Here is a 14,876-nt window from a genome sequence, read left to right on the forward strand (position 1 = left end):
TGTCAGTCCCGCCCCGTAGGGTGGAAGGGCTATGACGAAGCCATCCCTCCCCGACCTCCTCCATGCCGCCGTCTCCGCCGTCGGCGGCACGGAGCGGCCCGGCCAGGTCACCATGGCCCAGGCCGTGGCCGAGGCCATCGACGACAACTCCCACCTCCTCGTCCAGGCCGGCACCGGCACGGGCAAGTCGCTCGGCTATCTGGTGCCGGCGCTGGCCCAGGGCGAGCGGGTGGTGGTGGCCACGGCCACCCTGGCGCTCCAGCGCCAGCTCGTCGAGCGCGACCTCCCCCGGACGGTCGAGGCGCTGCACCCGCAACTGCGTCGCCGACCGCAGTTCGCCATGCTCAAGGGCCGGTCGAACTACCTCTGCCTGCACCGGCTCCACGAGGGAGTCCCGCAGGACGAGGAGGACGGCCTCTTCGACCCCTTCGAGGCGGCCGCGCCCAGCAGCAAGCTGGGCCAGGACCTGCTGCGGCTGCGGGACTGGTCGGACGAGACGGAGACCGGCGACCGGGACGACCTGACGCCCGGCGTCTCCGACAAGGCCTGGGCCCAGGTATCGGTCTCCTCCCGGGAGTGCCTCGGCGCGAGCAAGTGCGCGTACGGTCCGGAATGCTTCGCCGAGGCGGCCCGCGAGCGCGCCAAGCTCGCCGACGTGGTCGTCACCAACCACGCCCTGCTCGCCATCGACGCCATCGAGGGCGCCCCCGTGCTCCCGCAGCACGAGGTGCTGATCGTCGACGAGGCCCATGAGCTGGTGTCCCGGGTCACGGGTGTCGCCACCGGCGAGCTCACCCCGGGCCAGGTCAACCGTGCCGTGCGCCGGGCCGCGAAGCTCGTGGACGAGAAGACGGCCGACCAGCTGCAGACCGCCGCGGAGGGCTTCGAGCGGGTCATGGAGCTGGCGCTGCCGGGCCGCCTGGAGGAGATCCCGGAGGACCTGGCGTACGCGTTGATGGCGCTGCGGGACGCGGCCCGCGCTGTGATCACGGCCCTGGGCAACACCCGGGACCGGGCCGTGCAGGACGAGGACGCGGTCCGCAAGCAGGCCATGGCCTCGGTGGAGACCGTGCACGGCGTGGCGGAGCGGATCACCCACGGTTCCGAGTACGACGTCGTCTGGTACGAGCGTCACGACCGGTTCGGGGCCTCGCTGCGGGTCGCGCCGCTGACGGTCTCCGGTCTGCTGCGGGAGAAGCTGTTCACGGAGCGGTCCGTGGTGCTCGCCTCGGCCACGCTCAAGCTCGGCGGCGACTTCAACGGGGTCGGGGCCTCGCTCGGTCTGGCCCCCGAGGGCACCGAGGGCGACGACCTGCCCGTCTGGAAGGGCATCGACGTCGGTTCCCCGTTCGACTATCCGAAGCAGGGCATCCTCTACGTCGCCAAGCACCTCTCGCGCCCCGCGCGCGACGGGGAGCGGGGCGACATGCTCGACGAGCTGACCGAGCTGATGCAGGCGGCCGGCGGTCGGACCCTCGGCCTGTTCTCCTCCATGCGTGCCGCGCAGCAGGCGGCGGAGGAGCTGCGGAGCCGTGTCCCGGAGCTGCCGATCCTGCTCCAGGGCGAGGACACGCTGGGCGAGCTGATCAAGAACTTCGCGGCCGACCCGAAGACCTGCCTCTTCGGCACCCTCTCGCTCTGGCAGGGCGTGGACGTCCCGGGGCCCAGCTGTCAGCTGGTCGTCATGGACAAGATCCCGTTCCCGCGCCCGGACGACCCGCTGATGAGCGCTCGGCAGAAGGCCGTCGAGGAAGCCGGCGGAAACGGCTTCATGGCGGTCGCGGCGACCCACGCGGCCCTGCTGATGGCCCAGGGCGCCGGCCGGCTGGTGCGGGCCACCGGCGACCGGGGTGTCGTGGCGGTCCTCGATCCCCGGCTGGCCACCGCTCGCTACGGCAGCTATCTGAAGGCCTCGCTGCCCGATTTCTGGTACACGACGGACCGCAACCAGGTCCGGAAGTCGCTCGCGGCCATCGACGCCGCCTCGAAGGCGGCGGCGGGCTAGGGATTCAGGACACGGCAGGGCCCCGGGACCGGCGCAGTGGGTCCCGGGGCCCGGTCAGAGCCGGCGGGGGAGTGTCACACCCGCCGCAGCACCGCCACGACCTTGCCGAGGATGGTGGCCTCGTCGCCGGGGATGGGCTGGTACGCCGCGTTGTGCGGGAGGAGCCAGACGTGGCCGTCCTCGCGCTTGAAGCGCTTGACGGTGGCCTCGCCGTCGAGCATCGCGGCGACGATGTCGCCGTTCTCCGCGACGGGCTGACGGCGGACGGTGACCCAGTCGCCGTCGCAGATGGCGGCCTCGATCATCGAGTCGCCGACGACCTTCAGGACGAACAGCTCGCCGTCGCCGACCAGCTGGCGGGGGAGGGGGAAGACGTCCTCGACGGACTCCTCTGCCAGGATGGGGCCGCCGGCCGCGATGCGACCGACCAGCGGGACGTACGACGCGGCCGGCTTGCCGGTGGTGTCCGTCGGCTGGGTGCTGGGCTGGTCGGAGCCGCGGACCTCGTAGGCGCGGGGCCGGTGGGGGTCGCGGCGGAGGAAGCCCTTGCGCTCCAGCGCCATGAGCTGGTGCGCCACCGAGGAGGTGCTGGAGAGGCCGACCGCCTGCCCGATCTCCCGCATCGACGGCGGGTAGCCGCGCCGCTGGACCGAGTCACGGATGACTTCGATGACCCTGCGCTGCCGGTCGGTGAGCCCGGAGCTGTCGGCACGGATGCCTGGAGGTCGCCCGGGGAGGGCGCGGGCGGGTCGCCCGGGCTCCTCGCCGTTCATGCTCACGTCATTCGTGGCGTGCACCGGCTCGAGTCGGCCCTGGGAGCGGTCCTGGGCGGTGATGGTGGCGCTGTCTGCGGTGGTGGTCACGTCGTCGGCCCCTCTCGAATGGTCTCCCTGCCTGGCACAACGGTAGTGGCTTTCGAAAGGTTGCGCCAAACACACGTTCGAGTGAAAATTCGCAGTTTGCCTTACGTGCGTATGTACGGAGGTGTATAGGTGCGCCGGCGTCGCCGCTCCGAATCGATCGTTGCGATAGCCTTCGCCGCTGGGCCGTGAGCGAGTGGCGAGCCGTCCCAGTGTCGCATCCGGAGGCATCGATCCCCGGGAGCGCCCGCGTCGCGACACGCGGAGGGGTGGAAGTGCCCCTAACCCAAGATCTAGTGGTTGGATGGCATCGACCGCCCAGGGGTAGTGGTCCCCGGTCTGCCGGGGGTGCCCACATCGCCTATGCTGGTGGTCGCTTCGCGGGGCCTTGACGGGCCGGGCGAGGCTCGTCAGTCGTGCCATGAGGAGGGTCGGAACCTATGCACTGCCCCTTCTGCAGGCACCCCGACAGCCGCGTCGTCGACAGTCGCACCACCGACGACGGGACGTCGATCCGACGCCGTCGCCAGTGCCCCGACTGCTCCCGTCGTTTCACGACGGTGGAGACGTGCTCGCTCATGGTGGTGAAGCGTTCCGGCGTCACCGAGCCCTTCAGCCGTACCAAGGTCATCTCCGGTGTGCGCAAGGCGTGCCAGGGGCGACCGGTCACCGAGGACGCCCTCGCCAAGCTCGGCCAGCGGGTCGAGGAGGCGGTGCGCGCCACCGGGAGCGCCGAGCTGACCACCCACGACGTGGGCCTGGCCATCCTCGGCCCCTTGCAGGAGCTCGACCTCGTCGCCTACCTGCGCTTCGCGTCCGTGTACAAGGCTTTCGACAGCCTCGAAGACTTCGAGGCCGCCATCGCGGAACTCCGCGTGCGGCCTCCCGCTGAGAATCGCGGGACCGGCGCGACCCCAGAGGTCCCCGTTCCCGCCACCGCCGCCGACTGACCGGCGGTCCGGGCCGCCCGGCGGCCCGGCGACCGGCCGCCGAGCGGCCTGGCAGACGTGCCCCGGGCGACCCTCTGCGGTTCCTGTGGCAGCAGTACAGAACGACGTACAGAAGACGGTGCCCTGGGACTATCTGGGTGCCAAAGTGTGTTTTGCCCGTATATGGGAGGCGGCATGACAGAGACGGCGAGCGGCCCGGCACGTGGTTCCCGCACCAAGGGAGCCAAGTCGGCGAGCAAGGGCCTGCGTATCGAGCGCATCCACACCACCCCCGGCGTGCATCCGTACGACGAGGTGGCGTGGGAGCGCCGTGACGTCGTCATGACCAACTGGCGCGACGGCTCGATCAACTTCGAGCAGCGCGGCGTCGAGTTCCCCGACTTCTGGTCGGTGAACGCGGTCAACATCGTCACCAGCAAGTACTTCCGCGGCGCGGTCGGCACCCCGCAGCGCGAGACCGGTCTCAAGCAGCTCATCGACCGGATCGTGAAGACGTACACGAAGGCCGGCGAGGACCACGGCTACTTCGCCTCGCCCGCCGACGCCGAGATCTTCGAGCACGAGCTGGCCTACGCCCTCCTGCACCAGATCTTCAGCTTCAACTCGCCGGTCTGGTTCAACGTCGGCACGCCCCAGCCCCAGCAGGTCTCCGCCTGCTTCATCCTGTCCGTCGACGACTCCATGGAGTCCATCCTCGACTGGTACAAGGAAGAGGGCATGATCTTCAAGGGCGGCTCCGGCGCTGGCCTGAACCTCTCCCGCATCCGCTCCTCCAAGGAGCTGCTCTCCTCCGGCGGCAACGCCTCCGGCCCGGTCTCCTTCATGCGTGGCGCCGACGCCTCCGCGGGAACGATCAAGTCGGGCGGCGCCACCCGTCGCGCGGCCAAGATGGTCATCCTCGACGTCGACCACCCCGACATCGAGGACTTCATCGAGACCAAGGTCAAGGAGGAGGAGAAGATCCGCGCCCTGCGCGACGCGGGCTTCGACATGGACCTGGGCGGCGACGACATCACGTCCGTCCAGTACCAGAACGCCAACAACTCCGTCCGCGTGAACGACGAGTTCATGAAGGCCGTGGAGTCCGGCGGGAAGTTCGGCCTGCGCGCCCGCATGACCGGCGAGGTCATCGAGGAGGTCGACGCCAAGGCGCTCTTCCGCAAGATGGCCGAGGCCGCGTGGGCCTGTGCCGACCCGGGCATCCAGTACGACGACACGATCAACCACTGGCACACCTGCCCCGAGTCCGGCCGCATCAACGGCTCGAACCCGTGCAGCGAGTACATGCACCTGGACAACACGTCCTGCAACCTCGCCTCGCTGAACCTGATGAAGTTCCTCAAGGACGACGGCAAGGGCAACCAGTCCTTCGACGTCGAGCGCTTCGCCAAGGTCGTCGAGCTCGTCATCACCGCGATGGACATCTCCATCTGCTTCGCCGACTTCCCCACCCAGAAGATCGGCGAGAACACCCGCGCCTACCGCCAGCTCGGCATCGGCTACGCCAACCTCGGCGCCCTGCTGATGGCCACCGGCCACGCGTACGACTCCGACGGCGGCCGCGCCCTCGCCGGTGCCATCACCTCCCTGATGACCGGCACCTCGTACAGGCGCTCCGCCGAACTCGCCGCGGTCGTCGGCCCGTACGACGGCTACGCCCTCAACGCCGAGCCGCACCAGCGCGTCATGCGGCAGCACGCCGACGAGAACACCAAGGCCGTCCGCATGGACGACCTGGACTCGCCGATCTGGGCCGCCGCCACGGAGGCCTGGCAGGACGTCATCCGCCTCGGCGCCAAGAACGGCTTCCGCAACGCCCAGGCCTCGGTCATCGCCCCCACCGGCACCATCGGTCTCGCGATGTCCTGCGACACCACCGGCCTCGAGCCCGACCTCGCCCTGGTCAAGTTCAAGAAGCTCGTCGGCGGCGGCTCGATGCAGATCGTCAACGGCACCGTCCCGCAGGCCCTGCGCCGCCTGGGCTACCAGGAGGAGCAGATCGAGGCGATCGTCGCCCACATCGCCGAGCACGGCAACGTGATCGACGCCCCCGGCCTGAAGACCGAGCACTACGAGGTCTTCGACTGCGCCATGGGCGAGCGCTCCATCTCCGCGATGGGCCACGTCCGCATGATGGCCGCCATCCAGCCGTGGATCTCGGGCGCCCTCTCCAAGACCGTGAACCTGCCGGAGACGGCCACGGTCGAGGACGTCGAGGAGGTCTACTTCGAGGCCTGGAAGATGGGCGTCAAGGCGCTCGCGATCTACCGCGACAACTGCAAGGTCGGCCAGCCGCTCTCCGCCAAGAAGAAGGAGGACGAGAAGGCCGAGGTCACCGCGAAGTCCGAGGCGACGATCCGCGAGGCCGTCGAGAAGGTCGTCGAGTACCGCCCGGTCCGCAAGCGCCTCCCGAAGGGCCGCCCGGGGATCACCACCTCCTTCACCGTCGGTGGCGCCGAGGGCTACATGACCGCCAACTCCTACCCGGACGACGGTCTCGGCGAGGTCTTCCTGAAGATGTCCAAGCAGGGCTCCACCCTCGCCGGCATGATGGACGCCTTCTCCATCGCCGTCTCCGTCGGCCTGCAGTACGGCGTCCCGCTCGAGACCTACGTCTCGAAGTTCACCAACATGCGCTTCGAGCCGGCCGGCATGACGGACGACCCGGACGTGCGGATGGCGCAGTCGATCGTCGACTACATCTTCCGCCGCCTGGCGCTGGACTTCCTGCCCTTCGAGACCCGCTCCGCCCTCGGCATCCACTCGGCCGAGGAGCGCCAGCGCCACCTGGACACCGGCTCGTACGAGCAGCCCGATGACGAGGACGTCGACGTCGAGGCCCTCGCCCAGTCCGCGCCCCGCACCCCGGAGCTGAAGGCCGTCGCGGTCCCGGCCCCGGTGGTCAAGGCCGAGGTCCCGGCCCCGAAGCAGGCGCACACCTCGGCGGAGCTCGTCGAGATGCAGCTCGGCATCAGCGCCGACGCCCCGCTCTGCTTCTCCTGCGGCACGAAGATGCAGCGCGCCGGCTCCTGCTACATCTGCGAGGGCTGCGGCTCGACCAGCGGCTGCAGCTGACCCCGCCCCGGTGCGCTGAGGGGCGGAGGCCGCTGAGCGCACCGGATCGCCCGTGAGGGGGCGCCGACCACCGGTCGGCGCCCCTTTTCGCGTGCGCCGACGGACCTCAGGACACCGCGGAGCCCAGGAGCGTGCCGAAGGTCTGCGGGTCGGCGTCGAAGCCGTGGGTGATCGAGCGGTACGACCAGCCGTCCGTCTCGTCGCGGGTGAACTCCACGACCGTCGCCGAACGGGCCCCGGGGACGTCCGCGAAGTCATGGGTGAGCAGGTCGGTGTAGCCCTCGCGGACGCGTATGCCCGTGTTCGCTATGTCGCCGAAGGTCAGCCGTCCGCCGCCCTGCTGTATGGCCACACCCACCACCACGCGCGCGTACCGCGCGTCCAGCCGGTCCAGCTCCAGGGTCATGGCCTCGTCGTAGCCGAACCCCTGGCCCGTGCGGCTGTCCCGGTGGAGCGTGATCGTGCCGTCCGGGGAGCGACTGCCGAAGTGCACCAGATGGACCGGCGCGCCGTGCGGGTCGCCCGCGGCGAAGACCCCGGCGACGAGATCCAGGTCGTGGGCCGGCGCGCCGGCCGGGGCGGGGTCCCACTTGAGCGTGACCTCGACGCGTCCCACCCCTTTGTTGAGTCCGCTCATGGTGCTTCCCCTCTCCGCGCGCGCCCCCGCGCACGCCTCTTCTCGTACCGTAGGCCCGCACAAAAGCCCTTGGTACCGGGCCGATTGCTCATGGTGTCATGTGCCTACGACAGAGGGCCCGGCGCTGGAGGGGGAGAGCGGTTTGTGGAGCGGTGACGAGCTGGATCTCGACGCATATCTGGCTCGAATCGGATACGACATCGGGCGGGACGGGGAACTCGCACCCGACCTCAGGACCTTGACGGCCCTTCACCGAGCGCATGTCGCGGCCGTTCCGTTCGAGAACCTCGACGTCGCCCTCGGCCGGCCGGTTCCCCTGGACGTGAAGAGCCTCCAGGCCAAACTCGTCGGGCGCCGCCGGGGAGGCTACTGCTACGAGCAGAACTCCCTCTTCGCGGCGGCCCTCGAACGGATCGGCTTCCAGGTGGCCGGCCGGGGCGCGCGCAACCGCTCGCGGGGCGCGACGCTGCCGCCGGTCACCCACGCGCTCCTCGCGGTCACCACCGAAGGCGAACAGTGGCTCGCCGACGTCGGGTTCGGCTGGCAGGGTCTGCTGGAGCCCGTGCCGCTGAGGGACGGCGCACGCGTGGAGCAGGGCGGCTGGACGTTCGGCGTCCACGTCGAGGACGAGGGCGTCCACGTGCTGCGCTCGCTGCGGCCGGAGGGCTGGAAGGACCTGTACGCGTTCTCGCCCCAGGCGTACCACCCCGGTGACTTCACCGTCCTGAACCACTACAGCTCCAGCCATCCGCGGTCGCGCTTCCTCGGCCAGGTCGTGGCCCAGCAGCCGGGCGCGGACGCCGGAAGATCCCTGTTGCGCGCGACGCTCTCGGTCCTGCGCCCGGACGGGTCGGCGGAGGAACGGCTCGTGACCGCAGACGAGTTGGCCGCGACCCTGGAGGCCGAATTCGGCATCGAACTGGATGCCGAGGAGCGCGCGGGTCTGGAACGACTGCACGCGGAGGGAGTCTGACGGGGTCTGCCGGGGTGCTCTCCGGCCCCGTACGATGGCGCGGTGCTGGTCAAGTGGATTCGCTGCACCGTGGTGGACCGTCGAGGGTTCGAGCGGGGGCAGCGGAAATGGGCGGGGCTGCTCGGTGAGCCGGGATTCCGGGGACAGGGCGGGGGGTGGAGCCGGGGTCGCCCGGACGTCGCCCACATCTTCGCGTTCTGGGAGAGCCGGGCCTTCTACGACTCGTTCATGGCGCGGTCGCACGATCGTCTGGCGGCCGCGCAGGTGGGCACGTTCAAGGACGCCCAGGTCAAGCTCTTCGACCACCGCTTCGACGTGAAGACCGGCTTCGAACCGCGGTTCGCCGACGCCGACGTGGCGCGGGTGGCGCACTGCCGGGTCCACGAGGACCGTGCCGAGCACTTCGCGCTCATGCAGGAGAAGGTGTGGAATCCGGCCATGGCCGGGTCCCCCGGCATGCTGCGCGGCCTGTTCGGCGAAGCGCCCGGCAGCGAGTTCCTGGTGCTCTCGATGTGGCAGTCCGCCGCCGAACACGGAAAGTACCGGGTCGAACGCGTGGAGCGGCTCGGGCTGCGGGCCCGTACCGCAGCCGACGTGGCGGCGCTGAACGGGGACGTGGTGCAGCTCGAACCCTCCTGGACGGTCTGACCCGCCGACGCCGCCCCGGGGCACCCCCTCGGACGGACTCCGGGCCCGGCCTCGACTGAGCCCGCCGGAGAGCGGCGATCTAGGGTCGGGGTATGGCACGACCGCGGCGCATCGTTCTCGTACGACACGGAGAGTCCGAGGGCAATGTCGATGACACGGTGTACGAACGCGAGCCCGACCATGCCCTGAGGCTGACCGAGACCGGCCGGCGCCAGGCCGAGGAGACGGGGGAGCGGCTGCGGGAGCTCTTCGGCGAGGAGCCGGTCAGCGTCTACGTCTCGCCGTACCGCCGCACCCACGAGACCCTCCGGGCCTTCCGGCTCCCCGCGGAGCAGGTCCGGGTGCGGGAGGAGCCCCGGCTCCGGGAGCAGGACTGGGGCAACTGGCAGGAACGCGAGGACGTACGCCTGCAGAAGGCCTACCGGGACGCGTACGGCCACTTCTTCTACCGCTTCGCCCAGGGCGAGTCCGGCGCCGACGTCTACGACCGCGTCGGCGCCTTCCTGGAGAGCCTGTACCGCAGCTTCGAGGCGCCCGACCACCCGCCCAACGTCCTGCTCGTCACCCACGGGCTGACCATGCGGCTCTTCTGCATGCGCTGGTTCCACTGGACGGTCGCGGACTTCGAGTCGCTGTCGAATCCCGGCAACGCCGAGACCCGCATGCTCCTGCTCGGAGAGGACGGCCGGTACCGCCTGGACAGGCCGTTCGAACGCTGGCGCACCCCGGAACCGTACGGACCCACCGGATAGAGTGGCAGATCGATGACCGCTGACTCCTCACTCGACCGGCGCTTCGACCGCGCCCTGGCCAGCCTGCGCGGGCTGTCCGTGGGAGACGCCCTGGGCTCCCAGTTCTTCGTACCCTCCCACTACCCCCTGCTGAAGCGGCGCGAGCTCCCCGCCGGCCCCTGGCAGTGGACCGACGACACCGAGATGGCCTGCTCCGTCCTGGCCGTCCTCGTCCACCACGACCGCATCGACCAGGACGCCCTGGCCCGGTCCTTCGCGGAGCACCACGACTTCGACCGAGGCTACGGCCCTGCCGTCAACCGGATGCTCCGGCTCATCCGCGAGGGCGGCGACTGGCGCGAGCTGGCCGCCGCGCTCTTCAACGGCCAGGGGTCCTGGGGCAACGGCGCCGCGATGCGGATCGCCCCGCTGGGCGCCTGGTACGCCGACGATCCCGAGCAGGCGACGCACCAGGCCGAGATCTCCGCGTACACGACCCACCAGCACCGGGAGGCCGTGGTGGGCGCCATGGCCGTCGCGGCCGCGGCCGCGATCGCCGCCGACCCCGCCGGACCGCCCACGCCCGAGGCGCTGCTCGACGGGGTCATCGCCCTGGTGCCGCGCAGCGCGGTCGGGGCGGGCCTGCGCAGGGCCCGCGACATGCTCGACTACGGCGACGCCGGCACGGTCGCCGCGGTCCTCGGCAGCGGCCGCCGGACGAGCGCCCACGACACGGTCCCCTTCGCGCTCTGGTCGGCCGCGCGCGGGCTCGGCGACTTCGAGCGGGTGTTCTGGACGACCGCGCAGGTCGGCGGCGACGTCGACACGACCTGCGCCATCGCCGGCGGAGTGGTCGCTTCCACGACGGACGGCGCACCGCCGGAGGGCTGGCTGCGGCAGACCGAGGACCTCCCGGGATGGGTCTCGGAGGGGACGGCCTGAGACGGCTCGGTCACCCGACGGCCGAGGCCGGCCGGTGCGCCCACGACGCACGGCCGGAAACGGTCGGTGTCCCCACGCCCGGCAACGGACCGGTGTCCCCACGGTCGGCAACGAACCGGTGTCCCCGGCCCCGCTCGGGACCGGGGACACCGGGGTGTGATCAGGCCACCGGCCCCGCGGCTTCGGCGCGGCCGCTCAGTGCTTCCAGGTCGCTCTTGCGGACCCGGATCACCAGGACGGCCGTGACCAGCGCGATCAGCACCATGCCGACGGCGGCCGTGAAGGCCGAGGAGATGCCGGAGGTCAGCACCTCGTGGCCCCAGGGCGCGGGCAGCTCCTTCGTCTTCAGCGCCTCCGCCTGCTGCTCGGGCGTCGCGTGCGCGAGGAAGTCCGGCAGCTGCCGCTCGCTCTCCTCGCGGCCGGCCGTGCCGAAGACGGTGACCAGGATGGAGAGGCCGAGAGAGCCGCCGACCTGCTGGGTCGCGTTGAGCAGGCCCGACGCGGCGCCCGCCTCGTGCTGGGCCACTCCGGAGACGGCCGTGAGCGTGAGCGTCACGAAGTTGAGGCCCATGCCGCAGCCGAACACGACCATCGGACCGAGCACCCCGGCGACGTAGCTGCTGTCCGACGAGATGAACGTCAGCCAGAAGAGTCCCACGCCGGTGAGCGCCGAGCCGGTCACCATGAACGGCTTGGGGCCGAGGACCGGCAGGAGCCGCTGGGCGAGCCCCGCGCCGACGCCGATCGCGACGGTCACCGGAAGGAAGGCCAGCCCGGACTGGACCGGGCTGTAGCCCAGGACGTTCTGCACCCACAGCACGATGAAGAAGAACATGCCGAACATGGCGGCCGACAGGCTGAGCATGATGACGTACGTGCCCGAGCGGTTGCGGTCCGCGAACATGCGCAGCGGGGTGATCGGTTCCCTGGCCCGCGACTCCACCACGGCGAACGCCACGAGCAGGACCACCGCCGCGGCGAAGGAACCGATGGTCAGCCCGTCCTTCCATCCCTGCTCGGAAGCCCGGATGAACCCGTAGACCAGCGCGGCCATGCCGAGCGTCGACGTCGTCGCGCCCGCGATGTCGAACCGGCCCGGGTGGCGCTCGGACTCCGCGATGTAGCGCGGGGTGAGGAAGGCGATCAGCAGGCCGATCGGCACGTTGACGAAGAAGACCCAGCGCCAGTCGAGCCACTCGGTGAGCGCTCCGCCGGCGAGCAGGCCGATCGCGCCCCCGCCGGCCGAGACCGCGGCGAACACGCCGAACGCCCGGTTGCGCTCCGGCCCTTCGGGGAACGTCGTGGTGATCAGCGCGAGCGAGGTCGGTGAGGCGATCGCGCCGCCCACGCCCTGCAGGGCCCGTGCCGCGAGCAGCTGCCAGGGCTCCTGGGCGAAGCCGCCGAGCAGCGAGGCGAAGGTGAAGAGCAGGATGCCGGCCATGAACACCCGGCGACGGCCCAGGATGTCGCCGGCGCGTCCGCCGAGGAGCAGGAGGCCGCCGAAGGTGAGTGTGTAGGCGCTGAGCACCCACGACAGGTCGGTGGTGGAGAAGGAGAGCGCGTCCTGGATGTGAGGCAGCGCGATGTTCACGATGGTGGCGTCGAGGACGACCATCAGCTGGCAGGCGGCGATGACGGTCAAGGCGATGCCCGGCCGACCTCCGGCGCGGGCTGGCGCGTCCTTGATCTGTGTGTCCACCGGAGAAGTTGTCACTATGGAATCCCCCACGGAAGAATTAGTGAACGCCCACGTTCACTGTTCGCCACGGTAGTGAGTCCCCCTCAGTGAACGCAACCGTTCACTGAGCACTGCCGACGAATCGAATCGCGTCAACGGAGAGATCCTGATGGTTACTTCGCGCTCCACGGCCGCCGCCCGGCCGGAGGGGGCGGCGCTGCGGCGCCGCGGGCCCGTGCTCGAGAGGGCGATTCTGGAGGCCGCGCTCGACCAGCTGAGCAGTGTCGGCTGGAGCGGCCTCACGATGGAGGGTGTCGCGGTCGGCGCGCAGACGGGCAAAGCCGCGGTGTACCGGCGGTGGCCGTCGAAGGAAGACCTCGTCGCGGACGCCCTCCAGGCCGGACTGCCCACGTTCGACGAGGCTCCGGACACCGGCCGTGTGCGTCAGGATCTCTACGAACTGTGCCTCCGGGTCCGGGACGTGATGTACTCCAGGCCCGGCTTCGCCCTGCGCGCGGTGCTTCACGAATGCGATGCCGAGTCCGCCGAGCGCTTCCACGGGCTGATCGAGACGGGCGTGATCCAGCCCTGGAAGCATCTCTTCCGAGACGTACTACGCCGTGGAATCGCGCGCGGAGAGGTGCGACACGACGCGATCGACGACCTCGTCCTCGATGTGGTCCCCGCCATGATGATGTACCGCTCCAAGGTGTGCGGAAGCGAATGGCCGGACAGTGAGATCGCCGATGTGATCGACCGGATCATGGTGCCCCTCCTGCGTGCCTGAGGCCTTCGACGCGTGGTGCGGGTGAGGTCCGGGGAGGAGCGGGGCGGGCGCCTTCGGGCGTCTGTGGCGAATCCGGGTATCGCAGGTGAGGTCAGGCGGCGTAACCTGTCTGGCGCCATGCCGTACGAACCTCCCACCCACACCGTCGAGCGGTCGCTCCGAGCCACCACCGGCGCCAAGATCGTCGCCGGGGTCGACGAGGTCGGACGCGGAGCGTGGGCCGGCCCCGTCACGGTGTGCGCGGCCGTCACCGGCCTTCGCCGACCCCCCGAGGGGCTCACCGACTCGAAGCTGCTCGCCCCCAAGCGCCGCGACGCGCTGGCCGTGGAGCTGGAAGGGTGGGTCACCGCGTACGCGCTCGGCGACGCCTCCCCGCAGGAGATCGACGAACTCGGGATGACCGCGGCGCTGCGGCTCGCGGCCGTCCGGGCCCTCGAAGGCCTTCCGGTGCGGCCCGACGCGGTGATCCTGGACGGCAAGCACGACTACCTCGGCAGCCCCTGGCGGGTCCGCACGGTGATCAAGGGCGACCAGTCCTGCATCGCCGTCGCGGCCGCCTCCGTCATCGCCAAGGTCCGGCGCGACGCCCTCATGGCGGAGCTGGAGGCCGAGGGCGGCCAGTACGCGGCGTACGCCTTCGGTGCCAACGCGGGCTACCCTTCGCCGGTCCACAGAGCGGCACTCGAAGAGCTGGGGCCCACTCCCCACCACCGTCTCTCCTGGTCGTACCTGGACGCGCTGCCCCAGTGGCGCCACCTCAAGAAGGTCCGCCTCTCCGCCGAGGCGGCCGCGCTGGAAAGCGGGGGCCAACTCGGCTTCGACTTCTGAACTTCCGGTCAAGGAGGCCCTGCTCAGGGGCCGTCCACGCGGCCGGGGTGCACATGTGTGCCCACCCGCCGGTGCTTCGCGCAGCGGCATTTGATAGACATCCATTCATGCCTCTCATCCCCGAGGAGCCTCAGATTCACGAGAGCGCCCAGGGTCCCCGCGCCGCCACGGCCGCCGGCCGCCCCGCGTCGACCCCCCGTCCCGTACCCGGCCCGCGTTCCGCGGCCTCTCCGCGTCCCGGACGCCCCGTCCCCGGTCCGGCCAGGCCTGCCGCGCCGGCACCGCGCCCCGGTGCCGGGCAGTCTCCGGCCAAGGGCCCGGAAAATCGTTCCGACCAGCGGTCCACCCCGCAGCTCCAGCTGATCCCGGCCCCGGCCGACGGCGCGCTCGACGCCGCCGAGGAGGCCCTGGACCTGCTCCTGGACAGCGGACGGACCCCCGGCGAGATCCTGGTGCTCACCACCGGCGACCCGCACCCGTGGGCGGCTCACGAGCTGTCCTTCGGCGAGGCCGCCTACTGGGCCCAACAGGACACCAACGACGACGTGTTCTTCGCGGACGCCTCCGCCGTGGAGCGGGCCGCGGCCCGCCCCGTGGTGATCGTCGCCGTCAACGGCGGAGACGAGGAGACGGCCGCCCGGGCCCTTCCGGCGGCGATGGCCCGCGCGGGCGCGCTGCTCGTCGTCTGCGGTGACCCGCAGCGCATCACGGCGCTCCTCGGCGCCGGCGCCGGCGTCTGACCCGACCGCGCTCCTCCGCCGG

The 14,876-nt window shown here is 71.0% G+C and carries 13 protein-coding genes; 10 read left to right on the forward strand and 3 right to left on the reverse strand.

Going from position 1 to position 14,876, the window contains the following annotated elements; translation table 11 throughout:
• The first annotated feature begins 31 nt into the window (after window positions 1–31).
• A complete protein-coding gene (locus ACFYUZ_RS30520; RefSeq protein ID WP_389314636.1) occupies window positions 32–2,005 on the forward strand; it encodes an ATP-dependent DNA helicase in 1,974 nt (657 codons plus the stop codon).
• A gap of 74 nt (window positions 2,006–2,079) precedes the next feature.
• Here the strand turns inward: ACFYUZ_RS30520 and lexA are convergent, their stop codons facing one another.
• On the reverse strand, window positions 2,080–2,868 hold the full coding sequence (gene lexA, locus ACFYUZ_RS30525; protein ID WP_389314638.1) for a transcriptional repressor LexA: 789 nt from the start codon (window positions 2,866–2,868) through the stop codon (window positions 2,080–2,082).
• 437 nt (window positions 2,869–3,305) lie between these two features.
• On the opposite strand from lexA, the gene nrdR reads away from it, so the two are divergent.
• Together nrdR and ACFYUZ_RS30535 are read left to right on the forward strand one after the other, a co-directional pair.
• The gene (gene nrdR, locus ACFYUZ_RS30530; RefSeq protein WP_030325324.1) at window positions 3,306–3,815 is read left to right on the forward strand and encodes a transcriptional regulator NrdR; all 510 of its coding nucleotides are present in this window, start codon (window positions 3,306–3,308) and stop codon (window positions 3,813–3,815) included.
• Window positions 3,816–3,989: 174 nt separating this feature from the next.
• A complete protein-coding gene (locus ACFYUZ_RS30535; RefSeq protein ID WP_389314640.1) occupies window positions 3,990–6,890 on the forward strand; it encodes a vitamin B12-dependent ribonucleotide reductase in 2,901 nt (966 codons plus the stop codon).
• 106 nt (window positions 6,891–6,996) lie between these two features.
• On the opposite strand, the gene ACFYUZ_RS30540 is transcribed toward ACFYUZ_RS30535, so the two are convergent.
• Entirely contained in the window at window positions 6,997–7,527 is a 531-nt protein-coding gene (locus ACFYUZ_RS30540) for a TerD family protein (RefSeq protein ID WP_389314642.1), read from the reverse strand.
• A 142-nt stretch (window positions 7,528–7,669) separates the two neighbouring features.
• On the opposite strand from ACFYUZ_RS30540, the gene ACFYUZ_RS30545 reads away from it, so the two are divergent.
• The 4 genes from ACFYUZ_RS30545 to ACFYUZ_RS30560 all read left to right on the forward strand — a co-directional run bounded on the left by ACFYUZ_RS30545 (window position 7,670) and on the right by ACFYUZ_RS30560 (window position 10,821).
• Window positions 7,670–8,500 (forward strand): arylamine N-acetyltransferase, encoded by an 831-nt coding sequence (locus ACFYUZ_RS30545; RefSeq protein ID WP_389314643.1) that lies wholly within the window; start codon window positions 7,670–7,672, stop codon window positions 8,498–8,500.
• 42 nt (window positions 8,501–8,542) lie between these two features.
• Entirely contained in the window at window positions 8,543–9,148 is a 606-nt protein-coding gene (locus ACFYUZ_RS30550; RefSeq protein ID WP_389314645.1) for a YdbC family protein, read from the forward strand.
• A gap of 92 nt (window positions 9,149–9,240) precedes the next feature.
• A complete protein-coding gene (locus tag ACFYUZ_RS30555) occupies window positions 9,241–9,900 on the forward strand; it encodes a histidine phosphatase family protein (RefSeq protein WP_389314647.1) in 660 nt (219 codons plus the stop codon).
• 12 nt (window positions 9,901–9,912) lie between these two features.
• Entirely contained in the window at window positions 9,913–10,821 is a 909-nt protein-coding gene (locus ACFYUZ_RS30560; RefSeq protein ID WP_389314649.1) for an ADP-ribosylglycohydrolase family protein, read from the forward strand.
• A 160-nt stretch (window positions 10,822–10,981) separates the two neighbouring features.
• Here the strand turns inward: ACFYUZ_RS30560 and ACFYUZ_RS30565 are convergent, their stop codons facing one another.
• On the reverse strand, window positions 10,982–12,535 hold the full coding sequence (locus ACFYUZ_RS30565) for an MFS transporter (RefSeq protein ID WP_389314650.1): 1,554 nt from the start codon (window positions 12,533–12,535) through the stop codon (window positions 10,982–10,984).
• Window positions 12,536–12,668: 133 nt separating this feature from the next.
• On the opposite strand from ACFYUZ_RS30565, the gene ACFYUZ_RS30570 reads away from it, so the two are divergent.
• From ACFYUZ_RS30570 to ACFYUZ_RS30580, 3 genes are all read left to right on the forward strand, one after another.
• Window positions 12,669–13,286: a TetR/AcrR family transcriptional regulator gene (locus ACFYUZ_RS30570; RefSeq protein ID WP_389314652.1), complete on the forward strand. Its 618-nt coding sequence runs from the start codon at window positions 12,669–12,671 to the stop codon at window positions 13,284–13,286.
• A gap of 117 nt (window positions 13,287–13,403) precedes the next feature.
• Entirely contained in the window at window positions 13,404–14,114 is a 711-nt protein-coding gene (locus tag ACFYUZ_RS30575; protein ID WP_389314654.1) for a ribonuclease HII, read from the forward strand.
• A 107-nt stretch (window positions 14,115–14,221) separates the two neighbouring features.
• Window positions 14,222–14,854, forward strand: a complete 633-nt coding sequence (locus ACFYUZ_RS30580; RefSeq protein WP_389314656.1) for a hypothetical protein — start codon at window positions 14,222–14,224, stop codon at window positions 14,852–14,854.
• Window positions 14,855–14,876 lie beyond the last annotated feature (22 nt).

The organism is Streptomyces sp. NPDC004266 (assembly GCF_042874095.1).
Taxonomy (GTDB): domain Bacteria; phylum Actinomycetota; class Actinomycetes; order Streptomycetales; family Streptomycetaceae; genus Streptomyces.